24 protein-coding genes are annotated in these 21,209 nt (G+C 71.8%); 8 read left to right on the top strand and 16 right to left on the bottom strand.

The annotated features are described in order from the left end of the window. Positions 1–17: 17 nt before the first annotated feature. From ESZ52_RS15985 to ESZ52_RS15945, 9 genes are all read right to left on the bottom strand, one after another. Positions 18–599 carry a signal peptidase I gene (locus ESZ52_RS15985; protein WP_131105798.1) on the bottom strand — a complete coding sequence of 194 codons (582 nt, stop codon included), beginning with the start codon at positions 597–599 and terminating at the stop codon, positions 18–20. A 177-nt stretch (positions 600–776) separates the two neighbouring features. After that, entirely contained in the window at positions 777–1,304 is a 528-nt protein-coding gene (locus ESZ52_RS15980; protein WP_131105797.1) for a COG1361 family protein, read from the bottom strand. A gap of 161 nt (positions 1,305–1,465) precedes the next feature. Continuing rightward, positions 1,466–2,731, bottom strand: a complete 1,266-nt coding sequence (locus tag ESZ52_RS15975) for a sensor histidine kinase (protein WP_181010077.1) — start codon at positions 2,729–2,731, stop codon at positions 1,466–1,468. A 96-nt stretch (positions 2,732–2,827) separates the two neighbouring features. Beyond that, positions 2,828–3,133, bottom strand: a complete 306-nt coding sequence (locus ESZ52_RS15970) for an antibiotic biosynthesis monooxygenase (RefSeq protein WP_131105795.1) — start codon at positions 3,131–3,133, stop codon at positions 2,828–2,830. Next, positions 3,130–3,825: a hypothetical protein gene (locus ESZ52_RS15965; protein ID WP_131105794.1), complete on the bottom strand. Its 696-nt coding sequence runs from the start codon at positions 3,823–3,825 to the stop codon at positions 3,130–3,132. The genes ESZ52_RS15970 and ESZ52_RS15965 overlap by 4 nt, the downstream gene beginning before the upstream one ends. A gap of 1 nt (position 3,826) precedes the next feature. After that, positions 3,827–4,324, bottom strand: coding sequence for a DinB family protein (locus ESZ52_RS15960; protein ID WP_131105793.1), 498 nt, complete (start codon positions 4,322–4,324; stop codon positions 3,827–3,829). 28 nt (positions 4,325–4,352) lie between these two features. Continuing rightward, positions 4,353–4,592, bottom strand: coding sequence for a CDGSH iron-sulfur domain-containing protein (locus ESZ52_RS15955; RefSeq protein WP_131105792.1), 240 nt, complete (start codon positions 4,590–4,592; stop codon positions 4,353–4,355). Beyond that, on the bottom strand, positions 4,589–5,623 hold the full coding sequence (locus ESZ52_RS15950) for an iron-containing redox enzyme family protein (protein ID WP_238154685.1): 1,035 nt from the start codon (positions 5,621–5,623) through the stop codon (positions 4,589–4,591). Before ESZ52_RS15950 ends, ESZ52_RS15955 begins: the two co-directional genes overlap by 4 nt. Positions 5,624–5,702: 79 nt before the next feature. Further along, positions 5,703–6,740, bottom strand: coding sequence for an NADP-dependent oxidoreductase (locus tag ESZ52_RS15945; RefSeq protein WP_131105791.1), 1,038 nt, complete (start codon positions 6,738–6,740; stop codon positions 5,703–5,705). A 274-nt stretch (positions 6,741–7,014) separates the two neighbouring features. On the opposite strand from ESZ52_RS15945, the gene ESZ52_RS19940 reads away from it, so the two are divergent. Together ESZ52_RS19940 and ESZ52_RS15940 are read left to right on the top strand one after the other, a co-directional pair. Next, positions 7,015–7,149, top strand: coding sequence for a hypothetical protein (locus ESZ52_RS19940; RefSeq protein ID WP_272948388.1), 135 nt, complete (start codon positions 7,015–7,017; stop codon positions 7,147–7,149). Between the two features lie 327 nt (positions 7,150–7,476). After that, a complete protein-coding gene (locus ESZ52_RS15940) occupies positions 7,477–7,716 on the top strand; it encodes a hypothetical protein (RefSeq protein WP_131105790.1) in 240 nt (79 codons plus the stop codon). A gap of 210 nt (positions 7,717–7,926) precedes the next feature. On the opposite strand, the gene ESZ52_RS15935 is transcribed toward ESZ52_RS15940, so the two are convergent. Next, positions 7,927–8,244 carry a GNAT family N-acetyltransferase gene (locus ESZ52_RS15935; RefSeq protein ID WP_238154692.1) on the bottom strand — a complete coding sequence of 106 codons (318 nt, stop codon included), beginning with the start codon at positions 8,242–8,244 and terminating at the stop codon, positions 7,927–7,929. 146 nt (positions 8,245–8,390) lie between these two features. On the opposite strand from ESZ52_RS15935, the gene ESZ52_RS15930 reads away from it, so the two are divergent. The 4 genes from ESZ52_RS15930 to ESZ52_RS15915 all read left to right on the top strand — a co-directional run bounded on the left by ESZ52_RS15930 (position 8,391) and on the right by ESZ52_RS15915 (position 10,117). Continuing rightward, positions 8,391–8,624, top strand: a complete 234-nt coding sequence (locus ESZ52_RS15930; protein ID WP_131105788.1) for a ribbon-helix-helix domain-containing protein — start codon at positions 8,391–8,393, stop codon at positions 8,622–8,624. A 2-nt stretch (positions 8,625–8,626) separates the two neighbouring features. Continuing rightward, entirely contained in the window at positions 8,627–8,947 is a 321-nt protein-coding gene (locus tag ESZ52_RS15925; protein ID WP_131105787.1) for a type II toxin-antitoxin system PemK/MazF family toxin, read from the top strand. Between the two features lie 685 nt (positions 8,948–9,632). Then, a complete protein-coding gene (locus tag ESZ52_RS15920; RefSeq protein WP_131105786.1) occupies positions 9,633–9,875 on the top strand; it encodes a hypothetical protein in 243 nt (80 codons plus the stop codon). Next, positions 9,872–10,117 carry a ribbon-helix-helix domain-containing protein gene (locus ESZ52_RS15915; protein WP_131105785.1) on the top strand — a complete coding sequence of 82 codons (246 nt, stop codon included), beginning with the start codon at positions 9,872–9,874 and terminating at the stop codon, positions 10,115–10,117. Before ESZ52_RS15920 ends, ESZ52_RS15915 begins: the two co-directional genes overlap by 4 nt. A 136-nt stretch (positions 10,118–10,253) precedes the next feature. On the opposite strand, the gene ESZ52_RS15910 is transcribed toward ESZ52_RS15915, so the two are convergent. The 6 genes from ESZ52_RS15910 to ESZ52_RS15885 all read right to left on the bottom strand — a co-directional run bounded on the left by ESZ52_RS15910 (position 10,254) and on the right by ESZ52_RS15885 (position 18,856). After that, positions 10,254–11,156: a hypothetical protein gene (locus ESZ52_RS15910; protein WP_131105784.1), complete on the bottom strand. Its 903-nt coding sequence runs from the start codon at positions 11,154–11,156 to the stop codon at positions 10,254–10,256. Beyond that, positions 11,153–11,677 carry a SigE family RNA polymerase sigma factor gene (locus tag ESZ52_RS15905; protein WP_131105783.1) on the bottom strand — a complete coding sequence of 175 codons (525 nt, stop codon included), beginning with the start codon at positions 11,675–11,677 and terminating at the stop codon, positions 11,153–11,155. Before ESZ52_RS15905 ends, ESZ52_RS15910 begins: the two co-directional genes overlap by 4 nt. Positions 11,678–12,499: 822 nt before the next feature. Further along, entirely contained in the window at positions 12,500–13,570 is a 1,071-nt protein-coding gene (gene cobA, locus ESZ52_RS15900) for a uroporphyrinogen-III C-methyltransferase (RefSeq protein ID WP_238154686.1), read from the bottom strand. Beyond that, positions 13,570–16,116: a bifunctional hydrogenobyrinic acid a,c-diamide synthase/histidinol phosphate aminotransferase CobBC gene (cobBC, locus tag ESZ52_RS15895; RefSeq protein ID WP_238154687.1), complete on the bottom strand. Its 2,547-nt coding sequence runs from the start codon at positions 16,114–16,116 to the stop codon at positions 13,570–13,572. Before cobBC ends, cobA begins: the two co-directional genes overlap by 1 nt. Before the next feature lie 38 nt (positions 16,117–16,154). Then, on the bottom strand, positions 16,155–16,769 hold the full coding sequence (gene cobO, locus ESZ52_RS15890) for a cob(I)yrinic acid a,c-diamide adenosyltransferase (RefSeq protein ID WP_131105782.1): 615 nt from the start codon (positions 16,767–16,769) through the stop codon (positions 16,155–16,157). Further along, positions 16,769–18,856 (bottom strand): magnesium chelatase subunit D family protein, encoded by a 2,088-nt coding sequence (locus tag ESZ52_RS15885; RefSeq protein WP_131105781.1) that lies wholly within the window; start codon positions 18,854–18,856, stop codon positions 16,769–16,771. The genes cobO and ESZ52_RS15885 overlap by 1 nt, the downstream gene beginning before the upstream one ends. 308 nt (positions 18,857–19,164) lie before the next feature. Between ESZ52_RS15885 and cbiE the strand changes: the two genes are divergently transcribed. After that, on the top strand, positions 19,165–20,445 hold the full coding sequence (cbiE, locus tag ESZ52_RS15880; protein ID WP_131105780.1) for a precorrin-6y C5,15-methyltransferase (decarboxylating) subunit CbiE: 1,281 nt from the start codon (positions 19,165–19,167) through the stop codon (positions 20,443–20,445). Beyond that, on the top strand, positions 20,442–21,200 hold the full coding sequence (locus tag ESZ52_RS15875; protein ID WP_131105779.1) for a cobalt-precorrin-4/precorrin-4 C(11)-methyltransferase: 759 nt from the start codon (positions 20,442–20,444) through the stop codon (positions 21,198–21,200). Before cbiE ends, ESZ52_RS15875 begins: the two co-directional genes overlap by 4 nt. Positions 21,201–21,209 lie beyond the last annotated feature (9 nt).

The following is a 21,209-nucleotide window of genomic DNA, read 5'->3' as shown; positions in this document are numbered from 1 at the left end:
TGGGTGAGACTGAGAGGTCAGCGGCTGGTGGCCGCGTGACGGGAGCTGTCGGACGACTCGTGCTCGCGCCACATACCGGTGAGGTTGCGGCCGAGCTCGACGAGGGCGAGCAGGGCGATGATGGCCGCGGGGATGCCGATGATGATCATCCGGACCCCGCGGTCGGCCAGGGCGATGAGCAGATAGCCGACGTACGGCACGGACTGGGTCACGACCGGCTGCTCGGCGTCGACGAGGCTGAACGTCCACGGGTCGACGTCGGGGTTCGCGTCGCCCTGGGTCAGGAAGACCAGCTCGCTGGCCTCGTCGGTGGTGATCTCGACGATGCGGTGGGTGACCAGGTTGCTGACGCCGCTGTCCGCGGGAGGCAGGTAGGTGATCACGTCACCGACCGCGAGGTCCTCCACGGGGCGGGGCTCGGCGAACACGACCGAGCCCTTCTCGATCGAGCCGGACATCGAGCCCCCGGTGATGACGTAGCGCTCGAAGCCGAGCGCGTGGGGCAGAAGGTATGCGGCGCAGGCGAGGACGAGTGCGACCAGACCCAGGTTGCCGGCCATGCTGAGGAGGCGTCGGGCCCAGTGCTTCATCCGCTGCATCGGGGTCATCCTTCCGGAATTCAGGGGCTTCGGGGATTCTCAGGGTGTTGCTCAGGGGGTGTGGTGCCTGGTGGTGCGGGTGGCCAGTCGACTCGACTGGCCACCCGGTCCGGCAGCGGCACCTGCCACCGGACCGGGTGGGTCACGGGACCTTCAGGAATGACCTTGGGGGATAGGTCAGTGGTCGGTCTGGATGGCATCCCAGGTGATGGCCGCGTTGGCGGTCTTGCCCTGGGCGTCGTTGCCGGCGTCCTTGTCCAGGCTCACGGTGAACTTCAAGGTGGCGGAGTGGCCGACGGCGAAGTCGCCGATCTTGCGGGCCGGCCCGTCCTTGATGCCCTTGAAGTCGCCGTCGTAGATGGTCTGGCTGTTGGCCTCGTTGACGACCTTCAGCTTCAGGTCATTCTGGGGGAAGGTGCTGTCGGCGCTCGTGGCGGTGAGGTTGAAGATGGCCGGCAGGGTGCCGTTGTTGGTCAGGGTCACGGTCCCCGACACGTCCTTGCCCGGCTTCAGGTCCGTCGCGCTGAGGAGGGCCTGGCCGTCCTTGCTGTTGGTCTGCTTCAGCGTGCCCGAGGTGACCGAGCCGATGGTGTTGCTCGACGCGGAGGTGAAGGTCGCACCCGAACCGACGGCCAGCGCGCCGGCCGCGAGCAGGACGGCGAGGGGGGCAAGAACCTTCTTCGAGCGGGAGGTGGTGCTGGTCATGCTGACTCCTGGTGGTGGGGGTGCCTCACGGCGGAACCGTTGATGTTTCAAACACTACGCCCGGTAGTTCCACGGTTCTCCAACAGAAGATCCACCCCAGCTCCTCAGTTACTCGTCAGTTCTACTCAGTAGTAACACTGACCGGTAACCCAAGCGCGGCGTCAGGAGGCAGCCGCGTTCTCCTCCGGCATGCGCGCGGGCAGCTCGAACCAGACGGTGGTCCCGCCCTCCTGGCGTGGCTCCATACCGACCCGGCCTTCGTGCGCGGTGATGATCCGGTGGACGGTGGCCAGGCCGATGCCGTAGCCGGCGCGGGCGGGCGCGTCGGCGCTGTTGCGGGCGCGCACATAGGGCAGGAAGATCGACCTCTCCTGCCCTGCCGGCACGCCGATGCCGTTGTCCATCACGCAGATCCGCCAGACAGATCCCTGCTGGGTAGCCGTGACCTGCACCTCGGGGGTCACCCCGTCGCGGGTGAACTTCAGGCTGTTGGTCAGCACGTTGGAGAAGACGGAGTAGAGCAGCTCACCGTCACCGGGGACACGGGGGAGATCATCGACCCGCACCTTGGCCTCCGTCTCCCGGATGAAGGGGCTGAGGTCGAGCAGCGCCCGATCGGTGACCTCGCCCAGGTCCACCCAGTCGCGGCGTGGCCGCGCACCGCCCTCCTTGGCGTGAGCCAGCACCTCCTGGATCATCCGGCTCATCCCCCTCGCGGACTCGGTGATGTGCCCGACGATGTCTGACAGCTCGGGGTCCGCGAGGATGGCCGGCTCTCCAGCCAACAGCTCGGCGTTGGCGCGCACGCCCATCAGGGGGTTGCGCAGGTCGTGGCTGACCTGGCTGGCGAAGTGCCACAACGCCTCGTTGGAGCGGGCCAGCTCGTCGCGCACCTGGGTCAGCTCCAAGAGGGAGTCCTCCAGCTGCACGCTGCGCAGACGCAGCTCCAGCACGTCGGTGACCCGCGCGGCCGCGAAGGTGAGCAGCTCGCGCTGCTTCTCGGTGGCCTCCCCGGGCTCGACGTCGAAGACGCACAACCACCCCAGCGGCACTCCCGTGGGCGTGAGCAGGGGTGCGGAGGCGTAGAACCGCACCCCTGGGCCGCTCCGGATGACCCCTCTGTCGGCGAAGCGCGGGTCAGCGCTGGCGTCTGCGACGACCACCGCACCGGCGTCGGGGGGAAGAGTTGCGCACATCGACTCCTGTCGCGGCAGAACCGCGCCGGCGAAGCCGGTGGTGGCGATCTGGTACTCGTGGGTGCTGGTGAGGATGTTGATCGCGGCAAAGGGCACGCCGAACATGCCGGCCGCGAGATCGCTCAGCGACTGCAGCTCTGCGCCGCTGGGGCGGTCGAGCAGGCGGTAGCCCTGGATCTCCTTGTCGCTCTCGCGCATCGCGGCACTGACCACCGTGCCCCCTCTCCTCACGCGAAACCTCCTCGTCCTACGCCGCTCCATACTCTCAGACAAGGCGGTATGCCGCCGCCGGGACCACAAAGCAGCACGGCGGCTCTGAGCGATGCGTCAAGACTCGAGCCGGCCGTCGCCGTAGGTGGCGCTGACCTCGCTCACCACGATGCGGTACCCGTCGTACCAGCGGGCCACCTGCTCCTTCGCCTCGAGGTGTCGCGGGAAGCGCGCGAGCTGACGGACCGCAGCCATGTCGGCGAAGTAGTAGATCGCGTTGACATCCCGACCGTCCGGCGAGACCCACTTCTCCACCCGCTCGAAGCCGGGGAGGCTCCGCGCGTAGTCGTCGATCTGCTCGTCGAGTCGGTGGAAGTCGTCGTCGTAGGTGCCGGGCCGGAAGATGAACTGGCAGCAGATCACCAGCCCTCCTTCGTTCGTGCCGTCGATGGCTCGACCGCGTCGAGGACTGCGGTGCCCCCGTCCAGCAGGCCGCCGACCATCCCGCCCTGCTGCGACGTCCCGGGCGGCGTCGAGTGCGGATCGTCGGTGAGGCGGACGTTGCGGCAGCCGTAGTCGTCGACCAGCACCCCAGTGAGGTCGCCGTCGTGGCTGTACACGACCAGCCAACGCGGGCCGAGGTCGGCGGTGCAGGCCTGGTCGGGGCTGAGGAGGCTCAGGCCGTCCAGGGCCGACCGCAACGCTGGCAGGTCGTCCGGCGCGACGGGCTGGGGTTTTCCCATCAGCCGCCAGCCGTAGACGAGTCCGCCGTTGGAGGTGGTGTCCCGGTCGTAGGTCTCGTAGCCGCAGACCCGGGCCTCCTGGGGGTCCAGGAGGTGGGGCAGCTGCTCCGCAGCATGCTCCACGCCGAACCCGTGCCTGGACGGGTCGTCACCGATGGGTAGCTCGTCGGGGCACGGCTCGCCACCTGCCTCCGACAGTTGCTCCGGCTGCACCGTGGGGGTGTCGACGTCCGCTGCGGGCGACGTCGCACCGCACGCGGTCAGGGCGAGAGCGCTCAGGCCGAGAAGCCCAGCCCTGACCGGGCCGCTCCACAGGCGTGGGCGAGGACGAGGACGGTCAGGGAGGATGGAGGAGAAGCTCGACGGCGGCATGTCAGCTCCTGTCCTCGCGGGCCGACAGAACCTGCTCGCGCAAGATGTCGGCGTGTCCGCAGTGCTGGGCGAGCTCCCGCAGCATGTGCGCATAGATCGCCCAGACCGCCCGGCGTCCCCGGCCGGTCACCTCGTGCTCCAGGCTGAGGTCCCGGACCAGCAGCCGTGAGTCGGCGCACGCGGCGGCGTAGGCGTCGCGCACGCTGTCGATGGTGTCGGCAAGGTGCAGGATGAAGGATCGGTCCGGGGTGGACGGTGCCCCGACCTCCTGCAGGCTGCGGCCGGTCAGCGCCTGGTTGAACCAGACCTGCTCGACGTAGGTGACGTGCTTGACCAGGCCCAGCAGTGTCGTCCGCGAAGGCACCAGGCGTCGTCGGGCCTCCTCCTCGGTCAGCCCGTCGAGACTGTGCTCCAGCATGGAGCGGTGCTCGTCCAGAAGCTCATCCAGTCGCCTGCGGAGGTCTTCTGTCCACGCCGTCCCGCCGCCGACATCGGTCATGGCCCGAATGTAGTGCAGCGGGCCCTCGTCAGCCGGTAGACGTCTCCCGCTTGCCGAGGCGCTTGTGTACGCCGTCGCACCAGGGGAGCCGCTGACTGGCCCCGCACCGGCACAGGGCGACGACGGGGCGGGTGACGGGATGGGTCACACCCTGGGCGTCGACCACCACGCGCGCGCCACGCACCAGCACCGGGCCGTCCTCGCACTCGGTGAGGCGGAGCAGTTCGGTGGGCAGCGGGGTGGCCACGGGCACGCGGTCGCCTCTCATGCGGCCACCCAGGGATGCAGCGGTATGCGGAGGGCCGAGCGCCCCTGCTCCCACGCGCCCATGACGAGCTCCGCGACCAAGCCCTCGACGTGCAGCCCGGCCACCGCGCCCACGAGGAGGGTGGGCAGGGTGTCAGGATCGTCCGCGACCAGTGCCCCGCACACGTCGCGCACGGCGACCTGCTCGTGGGCGGCATCGGCCTCCACGTGCTCGTCGAAGTAGCGCCAGGCCTCCTCGGGCAGCCCCAGCCTGCGGGCCCCGGCGACGTAGAACTTGGACGGCAGCGAGCTGGTCATCTCCACCATGGTCAGGTGACCGACGACGGCCGGCGCCCAGCGACTGCGACCGGCAAACCAGCCCAACGTGACGTTCGACAGAAGCACCGGAGCGGGCCAGGTGTCGGCATACCCGCCGTAGGAATGGTCCAGGCCCACGGCCGTCATGGCCTGGGCGAACAGCTCTGAGTGCAGCGCGGAAGGGTCGCCGCTGCCGTACTCGTCGAACTGGATCTCCATCAGGGCGACCTTGGCGCGGCCGGGGATCCGCGGCACGGCGAAGGTATGCGGGTCGGCCTCCTTGAGCTGGGAGGCGGACCGGAGCACCAGCATCTCCCGCCACTGCTCCGCCGTCATCGAGGAGCGCGCCCAGGCCGACATGGACGGGGCGGAGGCGGCCACCCGGTCGGGCAGGGAGAACAGCGTCCCGGTCAGGTCGCGGCGTGCCTCCGGCAGCAGCTCCTCCACGACGGGGGTGAAGGCGGCGAGCAGCTCCTCCTCGAGCTCGGCCTCCAGCTGGGTGCGTGCCTGGACCACCGCCAGGTCCCACTCGATCTCGGGGTCGACGCCCGAGTAGCCGTGGTAGTTCAGCCCCTGCAGCACCCAGAGCGCGAGCAGCCGGTCCTCGTCGTTCGTGATCCCCGGCGAGCGCTCCAGGCCGACCGTCCGCAGCTGTGCGTCGCTCCCGGGGGACGGCTGGCGCAGGTGCTCGACCACCGCGGTCGAGCTCGGGCCGCGAGGCTGCGGGAGGTGCATCGGAGTCTCCTGTCGTCTGGCGTCACGCTATGTCCGAGGCCCACCGGGCGCCTCCTGGGCGGCCCGGTGGGCGCGGCGCTCAGCGCTCCGGGGTGACCCGGACGAGAAGCTTGCCGAAATTCTTGCCCTGGAGCATGCCGGCGAAGGCCTCCGGGGCGTTCTCCAGACCGTCCACGATGTCCTCGCGATAGCGCAGCGTCCCGTCCTGGACCCAGCCCGTCGCGTCGGTGAGGAAGTCCTCATACATCTCCGGGACGAACTCGGACTGGATGAAACCGCGGATGGTGAGGCTCTTGGACAGGATCTGGGAGAGGAAGCCGGGCAGCCGGTCTCGGCCGTCGAGGTCCGCCCCGTTGTACTGAGCCACCAGCCCGCAGACCGGGATCCGGGCGTAGAGGTTGAGCAGGGGCAGCACGGCGTCGGCGACGTGCCCCGCCACGTTCTCGAAGTAGACGTCGATCCCGTCGGGGACGGCGTCGGCGAGCTTGCTCGCGAAGTCGGGGTCGCGGTGGTCGATGGCCGCGTCGAAGCCGAACTCCTCCAGCAAGGCCTGGCACTTCTGCGGCCCGCCGGCGATGCCCACGGCCCGCGCTCCCTTGAGCCGGGCGATCTGGCCGACCGCCGACCCCACGGGGCCGGTCGCCGCGGCGACCACGACGGTCTCCCCGGGCTGGGGCCGGCCGATCTTCAGCAGGCCGGAGTATGCGGTGAAGCCCGGCATCCCCAGCACACCCAGCGCGGTCGACAAAGGGGCTGCGGAAGGGTCCAGCCGGCGCACGTGCGCGCCGTCGACGACGGCGTGCGACTGCCACCCGGCGCCCGCGAGGACGTAGTCACCCTCGGCGAGGTCAGGGTGGCGCGACGCGACGACCTGCCCGACGGTCCCACCCACGATCACGTCGCCCAGCTCCAGGTGCGCGGCGTAGGACGGAGCGGTGCTCATCCGCCCCCGCATGTAGGGGTCGAGGGAGAGGTAGACGGTCCTCAGCAGCGCCTGCCCGTCGGAGATCTCGGGCAGGTCGACCACCTCGGTGCCGAAGTTCTCGGAGGACGGGACACCCTCCGGGCGGGAGGCGAGGACGATGCGGGTGCTCTGGGTCTGGGGGTCTGCAGCCATAGAGGCAGTCTGCCCGGTGCGGCCGACACAGCCCGCAGCCGCACCTCGTCGCGCTCTCGGACCAGGTGGTGGTCCAACGCCGAGTAGAGGTCGTGGACCAGTTCAGGCCCGACGGGTCGCCCCGTCGCGCGGAGGTGCGCCGCCAGGTCGTTCGAGACTCGGCGGGGACCGCCAATCTGGCGATGCGATCGGTTGCCGGGGGGATGGTCAAGCCATAGCCTGACGAGTACCGGCAGTGACTCCAACGCCGGCAACCCGAATCCAGGCGGTCCCCATGAGCGAGTCCCCGAACGACCCCTACAACCCCGCCAACGCTGAGCCCGAGGCCGAGGAGGAGCAGGGCGCTGACGCGGCCCAGGATGACGCGAGCACCGCGGAGCAGGCTCCCGACAGGAACCTCCAGGCCTGACCGGTCTTCGTCACTCGTCAGACCGTGAAGCCGAGCCAGTCACGGAGCGCTTCAGCGACAGATCCGTAAGCGCAGCAGGAACACGATGTCTGAACCTGCGACGGTCTACTGAAGGCTCACGCCAGCGACCGTGGCGCTTGGATCCGCGCGGCTAGTGACGGCCTCTCGAAGGCCCCGAGAGCGGAAGCGTACAGGATCCGGGCTGTCATGGGCGCGTGCGTTCGTGTCGGTGGCTCCTGCCGGACTCATCTCGTGAGGATCCTCCGTTCGGCGTTGATGCACGGATGCACGCCGGCGGACATCGCGCTACCCGTAAGGAGGGCGCGCATGAGTGACGAGATCATTGATAGCGTGCCCGCCCTTACGGATGCGCGGGTCACCGACCTGGTCCAAGAGGCGGAGGCTGGCTGCGAACTGACGGCCCGCGCGTCCGAGCAGAATCCGCACTCCCACCGGGTTCAGCTGGTTCCCGAGGACGTGCTGGACGCCATCGACGAGCGAGCCGCCAAGGATGGGCAGTCGCCCGACGCCGTCGTCCGCGAGGGCGCTCTCGAACTATCTCGATAGCGCCTGAACTACTCCTAGCCCCGGGCCGAGGAGTTCCGTGACGTCCCGATGAAAGGGGGCGGTCGACTGCTCCGCAGATATCCACGCCATCCAAGGTGGCGAGCGATCCGCGGCAGAAGCGGGCGTCGCGTGCGGGTCGCTTGCACGATGGCACTAGAGGACACGACGGCACTAGAGGAACCGAGCCCGCGCAGAGCAGGGGCGTCGCTGTCAGCGCTGCTCGAACCCTGCTCGGGTGTAGAGGGCGTGGGCTGCAGGCGAGGTACCGTCGCCGAAGCGCAGTGAAAGGGTGGGGTCCCCGGCCGCGGCGCAGGCGTGGACCGCTTCGTCGAGCAGGGCTTGACCGACGCCCATCCCTTGTGCGTCGGGATGGACGAAGAGGTCGATGATGAAGGGCCCATCCAGCTCTGGATCCCATATCGACTTGTCGACCACCAGGATCGCCCCCACGGGCCGACCCTGGAGGGTGGCGACCCGGGTGAGGTCATGCGGAAGCGACCCGAACTCTTCGGCGACGGTATCGTCCACCTCTCGCTGGGCATCGCTCAAGTTGGTGGCTCCAACACCGGGCGGGTATGCCGCAAGGTAAGCGGTGGCGGGGGGCGCGATATGCTCGCGCGCCCGCGACAAAGTCGTGCATCCCGTTGTGGGATGCTAGATGGTATGCTGATGGGGTGACGACACAGATCGCGGTACGGCTCCCTGATGAGATGGTTCGCTTTCTGGACCGGAGCGTGGCCAGTGGCAAGGCTCCCAGCCGAGCGGCGCTGGTGGCCGCGGCCCTAGAGCGTGAGATGCGCCTGCAAGCCGCTCAGCAGGACGCCCAGACCCTGAAGAAGAAGGGCACGGCCGATGACCTCGACGAGCTCGTCACTTGGTCCGTAGCCCACGCGACACTGGACGACTGACCTTGCGCGAGATCTGCCTGGCGCGGCTGGACAAGACCCGCCCCGTCCTGGTGCTCACCCGCGACACTGCCCGCGCCGTGATGACCAAGGTGACCGTGGCTCCCATCACGTCGACGGTCAAGGGGCTGTCCAGCGAAGTGCCGGTAGGACGTGCCAACGGGCTGGACCACAACAGTGCTGTCTCGATCGACAACGTCCTGACCATCCCCGCCGACCTCCTGGGCCGGACGCTGGGCTTCCTCACGCCCGAGCAGGAGCGCCACCTGGCAAGAGCCATCGTGCTGGCGTACGACCTCGACGTGCCGTTGCTGGGGGAGCCGTGATCGCTCCGTAAGGGACCCAGGGACGATGCCTTCCGATCGAGCTGGGCGGCGTGAGCGGAGCCGCACCTTTATCACGAGGCGGGAGGCGCTGGACTTCGAGCACGAACGCGCCCGGGCCAGGCGGGGGTGCGTCGTCTCCTCGAGCCGGGTGTCCGTCTCCGAGGTGGCCGAGCGCTACTTCGCCAACCTGACCGGCACGGTGGCGTCCCGAACGATCCAGGGTTACCGCCAGCACTGGCGCACCGCACCTCAGCCCTACTGTCGGGCACGTGCCGGTCGACCGGCTGACGGTGCCGCGGATCCAGGAGTTCGTCTCACCCCTCGCGGCCCAGCGGTCGGCCCCCACGACGCGGAAGGTGCGTCAAGACACGTGTGACCAGCAACACCATCACGGTGGGCCCCGTGGGACTCGAACCCACAACCTACGGATTAAAAGGGCGTCCAGGGGGTGAGTGGCCACCACCTGCAGGGCGCTGACCTGCACAAACGTCGCTATCCAGCGCAGCAGGAACACGATGTTCTGAACCTGTGACGGCCTACTGACGGCCTACGCCAGCGACCCCATGGCGCTTGAGACTCGCGGCTAGTTACGGCCTTGTTGAGGCGCCGAGAGTGGAAGCGTGCAGGATCCGGGCTGCCGCTGGGCGCGTGCGTCCGTGTCGGTGGCTCCTGCCAGACTCATCTCGTGAGGATCCTCCGTTCGGCGTTGAAGCACGGATGCACGCCGTCGGACATCGCGCACGCCGTCGCCACGGCGTGGCAACGCACACAGGTCGGTGAAGACCCGGACAGGTGGCTCTATGTGGGTGTGGACGCAGCGGCCAGACCACTGGAGATCGTCACGGTCGCGGGGGATGATGGTGCGGAGGTTGTCATCCACGCGATGAAGTTGCGCAAGCGGTACTACCCGAAAGGAGGGCGCGCATGAGCTACGAGATCACTGATAGCGTGCCTGGCCTCACGGATGCGCAGGTCACCGACCTGGTCGAGGAGGCGGAGGCCGGCTACGAACTGACGGCCCGCACGTCCGAGCTGAATCCGCACTTCCACCGGGTTCAGCTGGTTCCCGAGGACCTGCTGGACGCCATCGACGAGCGAGCCGCTAAAGATGGGCAGTCGCCCGACGCCGTCGTCCGCGAAGCGCTCTCGAACTATCTCGATACCGCCTGAACTGTCCTAGCCCCGCGGGCCGAGGAGCCGTCCCGTGACGTCCCGGTGAAAGGGGGCGGTCGACTGCTCCGCGATCACGATTCCAAGGTCCGAGCGATCTGCGGCATCGTACAGGATGGTCTGGCGTCTGTCGCTTTCAGGGGATCCAGGTGACGGTGGCGGTGTCGTCACCATCGGTTGGGCGGCTGCTGCCGATCACGAACTCGCCGATCACGGTCTCGCCGTCGGATTCGTAGACGTTGACGCTGAGCGTCTTGCCGAGACGTTCCTGCTGTTGGATCAGGGCATCCTCGGGGGAGGTGGGTGCTGGACCGCCTGCGGCGTTCATGTCGGAGACATACGCGTAGCCCAGCTGCCCGTTGGTGGCCACGACCGCGACGAGGTCAGGGGAACCGTTTGCGTTCTCCACCCCGAAGGTCTGGCCCTTGGCGTTGACGCCCCACTGCGTGACCTCAGTGCTCACATAGGCCGCGGTGAGCCGCCAGGTAGCGCCCTCGGTCGCCCTGATCTCCACCTCATCCATCCCCGCGGCCAGGTCAACGACGTAGGCCATAGACGGGAAGTCCTCCAGGTCGCTGGGCTCGGCCCCGGTGTCGCAGATCATGCCGGCGCCGTCGGGGTAGGTGAACTCTCCGGCGCTCAGGCAGTCGATCACCAGCCCCACCCCGGTGGCGCCTTGGGGCCTGCTGCCCAGCTCCACGGTGGCGGTGCCGGTCTCGGTCCGGGTGATGGGCTCGCTGAGGTGGGTGACACGGGTCCTGCCGGGCAGCAGGTCCGCGTCGTTGGTGACTGGCCCGGTGGTGCTCTGGTCGGCACCGCCGCCGGGTCCGACCTGGGCTGACTGCGGCAGCAGCTGGGCGCCCAGGGGCACGGCGAGGGCCAGCGCCGCGACCGCGAGCGTGCCACCCATCGCCACGGCCGTATGGCGACGCCTGCGCCGGCGCACCCGCTCACCGATGACCTCGAACCGGTCGAGCGGATCGGGCAGGTCGGGCGGCAGGTCCCGCAGCCGGTCGATGAGACGGTCGGTGTCGTTCACAGGTCCTCCTTCACCAGGGGCTTGGTGTCGATGAGCTCGCGCAGCCGCGCCAGCCCCTTGGCGGTCTGGCTCTTGACCGTCCCCGTCGAGCTGCCCATGATCTCGGCCACGGTCGCCACGGACAGGTCGTCGAAGTAGCGCAGCACCACCGCCTGCCGCTGCCGCACCGGCAGCCGGGCCAGCGCCTCGACCAGGACCACCCGATCGGTGACAGCCCCGCTCGGGTCATGCACGGCATACCCGCCAGTAGGTATGCCAGCACGCTCCATGGCCAGGTCCGTGGGCTGCTCCCGGGTCCACAAGCGTGCCCGCCAGCTCGCGTTGGTCCGGACCATCACGGTGCGCACGTACGCCTCAGGATGACCGAGGCTGACCCGCCCCCAGTGCGGCCAGGTGCGGGCCAGGGCAGTCTGCAGCAGGTCCTCAGCCGCGGCAGCGTCACCGGTCAGCATCCAGGCGGTCCGCAGCAGCGCCGGGGAACGGCCCACCACGAACTCCCGAAATCCCTCCGGCTCACGCATCGGGGCCTCCCTGCTCCATACCCCATTCAACCGGCTGGACCCCCAGAACGGTTGCCTAGCTAGGGGAGGACGTCCGCATGCCCCACGAGATGACATACCGGGCGCGGCGCGCGAGGCCGCGGCAGAACGGACACGGGAAGCCGGTCAGTCGTACAGGCGGCTACCGTGAGGCAAGCCGGGCCAGGCTCAGCCGAACGTGGCCGGGGAAGTCTGCGGCGCACTCGACGTCGGTGCCCTCCGCACGAGCGCGCCGCACCACAAGCGGCATGACAGTGATGTCACGCGCGCCGAGCAAGGGGCCGGCTGAATGTCGACCGGCTCTCGCGGAGTCGTGATGTCCGCACGTCAGGGGAGTGGCGTCGGTATGGCCTTCGGCGTGCGTGGATATCCCCCCTGTCTCGGGGGCGTCTTTACGGCGCTGTCCACGCCGACCCATCGATAGCCTCACTCGGCATCAATGAGCACACCGCCGTCTGCGTCGACCGCAACGGCGCCACGGCCGTCGGAGAGCGTTCTGCGATCGCCGTGGACGGTTAGGCCGCGACCTGGCTCGAAGGCAGCAACGACGCACTGGGCGCGGTCAGCGTCTGGATGGGCGTCTTCGCACTGGGCAATCGCATCGAGTGACGCGCGCGACAGCACGGGGGCAGGGGTGAAGTCAGGCTCGCAGGCCGTGCGGGGGGTCAGACATAGCCGTCTCGCTGGGTCTGGGTGTTCGCGCACAGAGCGGACACACTAGGACGGGCGGCATGTGCCAGTGCAGTTCACAGGGCTGGGGTGACTTTTCCGTCATATGCACTCACCCCGCAACCCGGGACCAGGCTAGTCCGGCATCGGGCTCATCTGCAGTCCGTCCGGCTCAGCCGGAGTCAACGCCGCGACGGTGGCGCCGATGATGGCCACCGCCGGCGCCCCGAGCCCCGCCTGCTGGGCGGCCTGGGCAACCTGTCCCAACGGCGCGATCACCCGGCGCTGGGAGGGCAGGCCGCCGTCGGCGACGACGGCGGCGGGCGTGTCGCCGGGCAACCCGCAGGTGACGAGCCGCTCCGCGATCGCGGGCAGCGTCGCCACGCCCATGAGCACAACGATCGTCAGGCCGGCCCCGGCCAGGACTGCCCAGTCCACCTGGTTGCGGGGGTCGTCCGGACCGACGTGACCGGAAACGACGACGAAGCCGGGCGTGACCGCGCGGTGCGTCACGGGCAGGCCCGCCAGGCCAGGTACGGCGACCGCCGAGGTCACCCCGGGGACAACCCGGACTGGAATCCCGGCGCTGGTACACGCGAGCCACTCCTCGCCCCCGCGGCCGAAGACGAAGCTGTCCCCGCCCTTCAGCCGCACCACGGTGGCGCCTTGCTGGGCACGGTTCACCAGGATCGCGTTGATCTGCTCCTGCGGAGTGAACTCCCCGCGCGGGATCTTGCCGACCGGTATCCGTTCGGCGCCGGAGGGAGCGAGGTCGAGGGCCGCCAGCGGCGCCAGCCGGTCGTAGACGACGACGTCCGCGGCGCGCAGCGCCTCAGCCCCGGCGAGCGTCAGCAGACCGAGGGGACCGGGCCCGCCGCCGACGAGGACAACCTCGCCGCGCCGCCGGCCTGGCCGGGCGTCGCCTCGGGCAGGGGCGCCGGGGTCGCCGCCGCGCAGGTGTGCGGTGTCCCGGATCACGACATCGAAGTCCTCAAGGTCGCTGACGCCGGGCTCCGTCAAGGCCACCAGGCCCCGCCCCGCCAGGTCGCGGAGGCGCGCGTCGGGAGAGCTGGTGGCCACGGTAACCCGCAGGCCGCGGTCGAGCAGTGCGTGCACCGTCTCGCTGGCCCGGGGACCGGGCCGAGTGACCAGCGCTGACTCGGGCCGGCCGGGCAGGGTCCACCCCGAGGTCGGTTCGATCTCCACTAGTCCTCCTGTGGAATGTCTCGGGCGGGCGTCAGCGCCCGGCCGGTCAGCACCGCGCGCAGCTCACGCAGCATGCCATCGATGGTCAGGGGGTCCCGCACGGCGATCCGTACCCACGTGGCGTCCAGGCCGGGAAAGGTGTCGCCGCGGCGCACGGCATACCCCCAAGCCCGGAGGGCCTCGCGGACACCGCGCCCGACGCGGGCGAGCAGGAACGGTGCCTCGGAGGGCACGACCTCGACGCCCAGCGCCCGGAGCCCGGCGTCAAGGTGGTGGCGCCACTGCTCGAGCTCGAGGGCCATCCGCCCGGCCTCGGCCAACGCGGAGGGCGCGGCCGTCGCGACCATCGCGGCGAGTGCGGGGGTGCTCACCGACCACGGCGGCTGCTGCGCCGCGAGCCGCGCGACGAGGGCGGGGTCCCCGACGACATAGCCGACCCGCAGGCCCGCCAGGCCCCAGGTCTTCGTCAGGCTGCGCAGGACGAGCACCCCCGGCATGGAGGGCGCGATCAGGCTCTGACGCTCGCCGTCGACCACCTCGTCAAGGAAGGCCTCGTCGACGACGAGCACCCCACCAGTACGTGCGTGGAGGTCGCGCAGCGTCTGCACGGGGTGCAGCACGCCCGTGGGGTTGGTCGGATTGCCGATGAGGACCAGGTCGGCCGGTCCCACGGCCTGGGGGTCGAGACAGAAGCCCTCGCCTGGGTCGAGCAGGTGCCGCTCCACGTCCAGCCCGGCCCGGCGCACGGCCGCCTCGGGCTCGGTGAACTGCGGGTGCACGACGAGCGCCCGAGCGCAGAGGCCGGCCCGGGCGAGCAGCGTGAAGGCCTCGGCGGCGCCCGCCGTCGGCAGCACCATGTCCTCCGCCACGCCGTGCCGGCGCGCGAGGGCGGCGCGGGCGTGGGCCGGGTCGGGGTAGGCCGCGAGCTGCCGGCTGGTGCTGGCGACGACCGTTGCCAGCCAGGCGGGCGGCTCGGGCAGGCGGACGTTGACGGCGAGGTCCACCAGGTCGGGGGCGGTCTCCCGGTCGCCGTGGTGCGTCAGGTCGGGGTCGTCGATGGCCTTCGAGATGACCGGGGTGCGGGCCTCCGCGACACCTGCCTCCGCGACTGCGGTGGGGGCGGAGCAGGGGCGCGGGAGCAGGACGCGGTCGGCGAGCCCGGCGCGGTCGTGTTCGGCGACAGCCTGCGTGAAGCTGCGCGCCAGATGTGGCTGCCCGGCCCAGTGGGTGTGCAGGTAGGCCGCGTGCACGGTGGCCCGGCCGGTGCCCGCGGGGTCAAGGGCGAAGCCTGAGGGCCCGCGCTCGGACGTCCAGGCGGCCCCCGCTCCACGGCCGCCCGACTGCTGGCCGGACGCCGGGTCGGTGACCGTGCGGTGGAACTCGTGGCCGGTCGCGGTCGTGCCGGCCGGGCCGAGCACGGAGTCTGCGGCGGTGCGGACGCCCGCGTAACCCAGCGTGAGCCGCGGCGCCATCGCCGCCGTGGCCGGCACGACCCCGGCGAACGGGTGGCCGTCGACCGACTCGGTCAGGTAGAGCAGGCCGGCGCACTCGGCGACCGTCGGCAGGCCGGCCGCCACCGCGTCGCGCACGTCGCCGAGCAGGCCCGTGTTGGTCGACAGCGCGGCGGCGTGCACCTCCGGGAAGCCCCCGCCGAGGTAGAGCCCGGCGACGCCGGCCGGCAGCGCCCGGTCGACGGCGGGGTCGAGGGTGAGGACGTCGCACCCTGCCGCGCGCAGGAGCTCCTCGGTCTCGGCATACCGGAACGTGAAGGCGCGCCCTCCGGCGACGGCGACGACCGGGCGGCGGCCACCCCGGCCGGCGACCGAGCCGGCCTCCGGCGACCACGGCTCGGCGTCCAGCGGGGGAGCCGAGCGGGCGACGTCGAGGACGGCGTCGAGGTCGACGTGACGGGCCGTCCGCTCCGCGAGCCGCTCCAGCGCGGCCGCGGCGTCCGCGCGCTCGGCGGCGGGGACGAGCCCCAGGTGCCGGGAGGGGGCGCTGATGGCGGCGTCACGCGGCAACGCGCCGAGCACGGGCAGACCCAGCCGCTCGACCCAGCGGGTGACCTCCGCCGCGTGCCCCGGCGAGCCGGTGCGGTTGAGGACGACCCCGGCGACCTGCACGCGGGGGTCGAAGGTCCGCAGGCCGTGGACGGTTGCGGCGACCGTCCCCGAGGCGTGGCCCGCGTCGACGACGAGCACGACCGGTGCCCCCAGGAGCCGGGCGACGTGGGCGGTGGAGGACTCGCCGTCGGTCCCGTTGCGCCCGTCGAAGAGGCCCATGACCCCCTCCACCACGGTGAGGTCGGCGACCGTCGGCGTGCGCGCTGCGTGGACCAGCAGCCCCGGCACCCGCTCGGCGCCCACGAGCCACGGGTCGAGATTGCGGCCGGGGCGGCCGGTGGCGAGCGCGTGGTAGCCAGGGTCGATGTAGTCCGGTCCGACCTTGCCGGGGGCGACGGTGAGCCCGCGCGCGGTGAGGGCCGCCATCAGCCCGACCGACACGGTCGTCTTGCCCTGCCCCGAGGCCGGGGCGGCGACCACCACCCTGGGCAGCTCGACGGGAGGTGTGGCGGGGGCTGCCGCTACCACTCGATGCCCCTCTGGCCTTTCTGGCCGCGGTCGAAGGGGTGGGCGAGCTTCGTCATCTCGGTCGCGACGTCGGCGGCCGCGAGCAGGTCAGGGTGGGGGTCGCGCCCGGTGATGACGACATGCTGGTATCCCGGCCGGTCCCGCAGCGTCTCCAGCACTTCCTCGACGTCGATCCACCCCCACTTCAGCGGGTAGGTGAACTCATCGAGCACGTAGAGCGCGTGCTGCTCGGCGGCCAGCCGGCGCCGGACCTCGGCCCACCCCTCACGGGCATCGGCGGCGTGGTCCTCCTCGGTGCCCGCCTTGCGCGACCAGGACCAGCCGGCGCCCATCTTGTGCCACTCCACCGGGCCGCCCTGGCCGGTGTCTCGGTGCACCTGGTCGAGGGCCATCAGGGCCGCCTCCTCGCCGATGCGCCACTTGGCGGACTTGACGAACTGGAAGACCCCGATCGACCAGCCCTGGTTCCACCCCCGCAGGGCCAGGCCGAAGGCGGCGGTGGACTTGCCCTTGCCCTCGCCGGCGTGGACGACGAGCAGCGGGGTGTGCCGGCGCTGCCGCGTGGTGCGGCCGTCGCCGGGGGTGACGGGGGGCTGTCCCTGTGCCATCAGGCGGCCTTTCGGTCGGTGACGATGTCGACGATGGAGCCGGCGGCGACCTGCTCCAGCGGAAGGTGCTCGGCGCCCATCCGTCGCGCGATGTCGGCGGCCAGCCCCAGGCGCACCGGGCCGGTCTCGCAGTCGACGAGGACGGTGTGGGTGCCGGGCCAGCGGTCCGCGACCTGCCGTGCCCGCGCGAGCGCGTCCTGGCCAGCGGTTGCGCGGCCGTCGGTGACGAGGACGACGAGGGCGCGCTGGTGCCGGTCGCGGATCCGCTCCCGGGCCATGACGCGGTGCGCCAGGACGAGACCCTCGGCGAGCGGGGTGCGGCCGCCGTGGCCCACCTCGTGCAGGCGCGCGGCCGCGACCTCGACCGAGGAGGTCGGGGGCACGACGAGCTCGGCGCCGGTGCCGCGGAAGGTCACCAGCCCCACACGGTCGCGCCGCTGGTAGGCATCCATGAGCAGAGAGAGCACCGCGGTCTTGACCTCCTGCATGCGCCGTCGCGCCGCCATGGAGCCGGAGGCGTCGACGACAAGCAGCACGAGGTTGGCCTCCTTGCCGCGCGTCACGGCGTAGCGCACGTCCTCCGCCTCCACGGTCGCCCGGCCGGCGCGCCCGACGCGCAGGGCACCGGCCCGCAGCGTGGCGGGGAGGTGCACCGGCGCACCGGATGCGGGCCGGCCCGCCGGGTGCACCCCGACCGTGCGTCCGCGGGTGGTCAGCGCGGGGCTGCGCCGCCCCGCGGACCCGCGCCCCAGCCCCCTGGCCGCGAGGTTGCGGGCCCGGTAGGCCCTGCCGGCAGGGGCGACGCCCACCGGTGCGGCGGCCTGGGGCGGTGCGCCGCCGCCGTCATCACCGGCGTCGTCGCCCGGCGCCTGCGAGGTCAGACCGGGACCCTGGGAAGGTGTGTCTTCGGCAGTGCCGGGGCCGTCGGCCGGCGACGTCACGCTCGTGTCGGGCCCGCCGTCCCTCGGCGACTGTGCGGTCCCTTCCGCGCCGCCGCCCGGGCCGTCGTCGCCGTCGTCGGGGCCGCGCCCCGGATCGTCCGGGTCGTCCTCGGGCCCCACCGGGCCGTCGTCTTCCGGCAGCTCCTCATCGAGCAGCCGGTCGAGCAGCTCCTCGTCCAGGCCGGGCTCGTCGAAGGGGGACCGGCGCCGGCGGTGGGGGAGCGCCAGGAGCGCGGCGGCGCGCACGTCGGCGCGGGTGACCTCCTCGCGCTCGTGGAGGGCGGCGTGAGCGACGGCGGCACGGGCTGTGACGATGTCGGCACGCAGACCATCGACGTCGAAGCCGGCGCACACCCGGGAGATCGCCCGCAACGCGCGGTCACCCAGACAGACTCGTGCTGCCAGCTCGCGCGCTTGCGTCAAGCGGGCGGTGAGCGCCGCCTCGGCTCCGGCCCACCGGGCCGCGAAGCCGGAGGGGTCGGCGTCGAAGGCGAGCCGGCGGCGGACGACCTCGGTCCGCTCGTCGGGGTCGCGGCTGGCGCGAACCTCGACAGTGAGCCCGAAGCGGTCGAGCAGCTGCGGGCGCAGCTCCCCCTCCTCGGGGTTCATCGTGCCCACGAGGGTGAACCTCGCGGGGTGGCTCATCGAGATACCGTCACGCTCGACGGTGTTGCGCCCCATCGCCGCGGCGTCCAGCAGGACGTCGACGAGGTGGTCGTGGAGAAGGTTGACCTCGTCGACGTAGAGGATGCCGCGGTGCGCCTCGGCCAGCAGCCCCGGCTGGTAGTCCGCGCGGCCCTCGCCTAGCGCGCGACGCAGGTCCAGGGACCCGACGACGCGGTCCTCGGTGGCGCCGACCGGCAGCTCCACCAGCCGGGCGGGGCGGCTGACGGGCGGGGCGGTCCCGTGGGGCCCGTCGGGGCAGCTATCGGGTTGCGCGGGGTCGCAGCCGAAGCGGCAGCCGGCGACGACCTCCTGGGCGGGCAGGACCCGGGTGAGGGCCCGCACGATGGTGGACTTGGCGGTGCCCTTCTCGCCACGGACCAGCACGCCACCGATCTCGGGGGAGACCGCTGCCACGAGCAGGGCGGTGGACAGCTCCTGGGCACCGACGACGGCGGTGAAGGGGTAGGACGGGATGACCATCGGGCCTCCTGCGAGTATCCGCGCTCGCGTCGAGTCTCTCCGGGGCCGGGGCCGGCACCAGGGACGCAGGAGCGAAGCTCTGGCTTCCGGCGCCCGGCGCGAGGTCAGACCCGGATCACAGTGGCGGGACCGCTCCGGACTCTCACCGAATTCCACGCCCTGCGTCGGCGCTAGCATGCCACACCACGGGACGGTCCACGGACCCACCCCGGGCGCGCCGTCGACGCCGCGGAGCCGACCTGCGCACGCCGACACCCCCGCGACGGCCGCCGCCGGGACAGGGCCCGCGTGCGTCTAGGCTCGGGACCGTGATCGAGGTCGTGGGACTGGGGGACGCCGGCTGGGCGGCGCTGGGCGAGCCCCAGCGCGAGCTGGTGCGGGGTGCTGACGTGCTGCTCGGCGGCGCCCGCCACCTCGCGCTCGTGCCTCCCCTTGACGGTCAGGACCGCCGCACCTGGCCGAGCCCCCTTCGGGAGGGGCTGCCCGCCCTGCTCGCGGACGTCCGGGGCAGCGTCGTCGTGCTGGCCAGCGGCGACCCGCTCCGCTCCGGCGTCGGCACGACGCTGCTCGAGCTGCTCGGCTCGCACACCGTCCGGATCCACCCCGCCGTCTCCAGCGACACCCTTGCGCGCGCCCGCCTTGGCTGGCCGGCCGAGACCACCGACGTGGTCACGACCGTGGGCCGTGACCTGCAGACCGTCCTGCCGCTGCTCACCCCCGGCGCCCGGGTCGTGGTCCTCTGCTCGGACGGGCGGGACCCCGCGCGTCTCGGCGGCCTGCTAGCCGGGAAGGGACTGGCTGCGGCGCGGCTCACGGCTCTGTGGTACCTCGGGGGCGCGGAGGAGGGCTCGCGCACCGCCAGCGCGGGCGAGTGGGCGGACCAGGACGCCGCCGGGAAGGTCACCCCCGACCTCGTCGTCTGCGCGGTCGAGGTACCGTCGGCGGAGCGGCTCGCCGGGACCAGCAGCGGTGCCGCGACGCTCGCCGAGGCGTGGGGCCCGGTCCCTGGGCGGCCCGAGGACTGCTTCGACCACGACGGGCAGATCACCAAGCGTGACGTGCGTGCCAGCGCCCTGGCCCGGCTGCGGCCCACGCCGGGGGCGCACCTGTGGGACCTGGGGGCCGGTTCGGGGTCCGTCGGCGTCGAGTGGTGCTTGGCGGCGCCGCGGGCCGGATGCACTGCCTTCGAGCGGGACGCTCACCGTGCCGACAGGGCGCGTGCCAACGCGTGGGCGCACGGGGTCGGCGCCCGCGTCGAGGTGCTCCACGGTGACAGTGCCCACCTGCTCAGCCGGGTTGCCGAGGGCGGCACCACCTTGCCGCGTCCTGACGCCGTTTTCGTCGGCGGGGGAGCGAGCGATGTACTCCTCGACCTCGCCTGGCAGGCGTTGTCGCCCGGCGGTCGGCTCGTCGGCCACGCGGTCACCCTCGAGGGAGAGGCGGTCCTCGTCCGCGCGCTGCAACGCCTCGGCGGCGACCTGACCCGGCTCTCGGTGGAGCACGCGACCGCTCTGGGGCGCTACCTGTCCTGGACGCCCGCGCGGGCCGTCGTCCAGTTTTCGTGCACCCGGAAGGAAGCCCCCGCATGACGGTCCACTTCATCGGCGCCGGCCCTGGCGCGGGTGACCTGCTGACGCTACGGGCCGTGCGGCTGCTCGGCGAGAGCCAGGTCTGCCTCTACGCCGGGACCTACCTCGACGCCGAGGTCCTGTCCCACTGCCCGCCCGGTGCCCGCCTGGTCGACACCCAGCACCTCACCCTGGACGAGATCACCGCGCACCTCGTCGAGGCGACGGCCCAGGGCCACGACGTCGCCCGGCTCTGCTCGGGCGACCCCTCGGTCTACTCCGCCGTCGCCGAGCAGACCCGGCGCCTGGACATGGCGGGCGTCCCGTGGGACGTCACCCCGGGCGTCCCGGCCTACGCCGCCGCGGCGGCCCTGGTGGGACGCGAGCTCACCGTGCCCGAGGTCGCGCAGTCCGTCGTGCTGACCCGCACGCACCAGGACTCCACCCGCATGCCCGCCACCGAGGAGCTGGCGGCCTTCGCGACGACGGGCGCCACCCTCGTGCTGCACCTGTCGATCCGGCACACCCGCCGCCTGGCTGCCGAACTTGTGCCCCACTACGGCGAGGCCTGCCCAGTCGTCGTGGGGTCCCAGGTCACCCAGCCCGGCGAGCTCGTCCTGCGTGGCACGCTCGCCGACATCGCCGACCAGGTCGAGGCGGCGGGCCTGCGGCAGGCCGCGGTGATCCTCGTCGGCCCGGCCCTGGGGGCGGCGGACTTCGTCGAGTCTCACCTCTACTCCTGCCACCGCGCCGCCGGCCGGGCCACCGCCCCCTGACCGCACGCC

It is taken from the genome of Ornithinimicrobium sufpigmenti (assembly GCF_004322775.1).
Taxonomy (GTDB): domain Bacteria; phylum Actinomycetota; class Actinomycetes; order Actinomycetales; family Dermatophilaceae; genus Ornithinicoccus; species Ornithinicoccus sufpigmenti.
The sequence above is the reverse complement of the archived record's forward strand: the minus strand, read 5'-3'. Positions and strand labels throughout refer to the sequence as shown.

What these genes read in the sequence shown, in the direction of transcription:
- ESZ52_RS15965 (WP_131105794.1), bottom strand. Translation starts at nt 3,825, where the DNA reads ATGCCGCCGTCGAGCTTCTCCTCCATCCTCCCTGACCGTCCTCGTCCT.
- ESZ52_RS15950 (WP_238154685.1), bottom strand. Translation starts at nt 5,623, where the DNA reads ATGCACCTCCCGCAGCCTCGCGGCCCGAGCTCGACCGCGGTGGTCGAG.
- ESZ52_RS19940 (WP_272948388.1), top strand. Translation starts at nt 7,015, where the DNA reads ATGAGCGAGTCCCCGAACGACCCCTACAACCCCGCCAACGCTGAGCCC.
- ESZ52_RS15960 (WP_131105793.1), bottom strand. Translation starts at nt 4,324, where the DNA reads ATGACCGATGTCGGCGGCGGGACGGCGTGGACAGAAGACCTCCGCAGG.
- ESZ52_RS15875 (WP_131105779.1), top strand. Translation starts at nt 20,442, where the DNA reads ATGACGGTCCACTTCATCGGCGCCGGCCCTGGCGCGGGTGACCTGCTG.
- ESZ52_RS15955 (WP_131105792.1), bottom strand. Translation starts at nt 4,592, where the DNA reads ATGAGAGGCGACCGCGTGCCCGTGGCCACCCCGCTGCCCACCGAACTG.
- ESZ52_RS15980 (WP_131105797.1), bottom strand. Translation starts at nt 1,304, where the DNA reads ATGACCAGCACCACCTCCCGCTCGAAGAAGGTTCTTGCCCCCCTCGCC.
- ESZ52_RS15945 (WP_131105791.1), bottom strand. Translation starts at nt 6,740, where the DNA reads ATGGCTGCAGACCCCCAGACCCAGAGCACCCGCATCGTCCTCGCCTCC.
- ESZ52_RS15940 (WP_131105790.1), top strand. Translation starts at nt 7,477, where the DNA reads ATGAGTGACGAGATCATTGATAGCGTGCCCGCCCTTACGGATGCGCGG.
- cobO (WP_131105782.1), bottom strand. Translation starts at nt 16,769, where the DNA reads ATGGCACAGGGACAGCCCCCCGTCACCCCCGGCGACGGCCGCACCACG.
- ESZ52_RS15885 (WP_131105781.1), bottom strand. Translation starts at nt 18,856, where the DNA reads ATGGTCATCCCGTCCTACCCCTTCACCGCCGTCGTCGGTGCCCAGGAG.
- ESZ52_RS15915 (WP_131105785.1), top strand. Translation starts at nt 9,872, where the DNA reads ATGAGCTACGAGATCACTGATAGCGTGCCTGGCCTCACGGATGCGCAG.
- ESZ52_RS15985 (WP_131105798.1), bottom strand. Translation starts at nt 599, where the DNA reads ATGCAGCGGATGAAGCACTGGGCCCGACGCCTCCTCAGCATGGCCGGC.
- ESZ52_RS15905 (WP_131105783.1), bottom strand. Translation starts at nt 11,677, where the DNA reads ATGCGTGAGCCGGAGGGATTTCGGGAGTTCGTGGTGGGCCGTTCCCCG.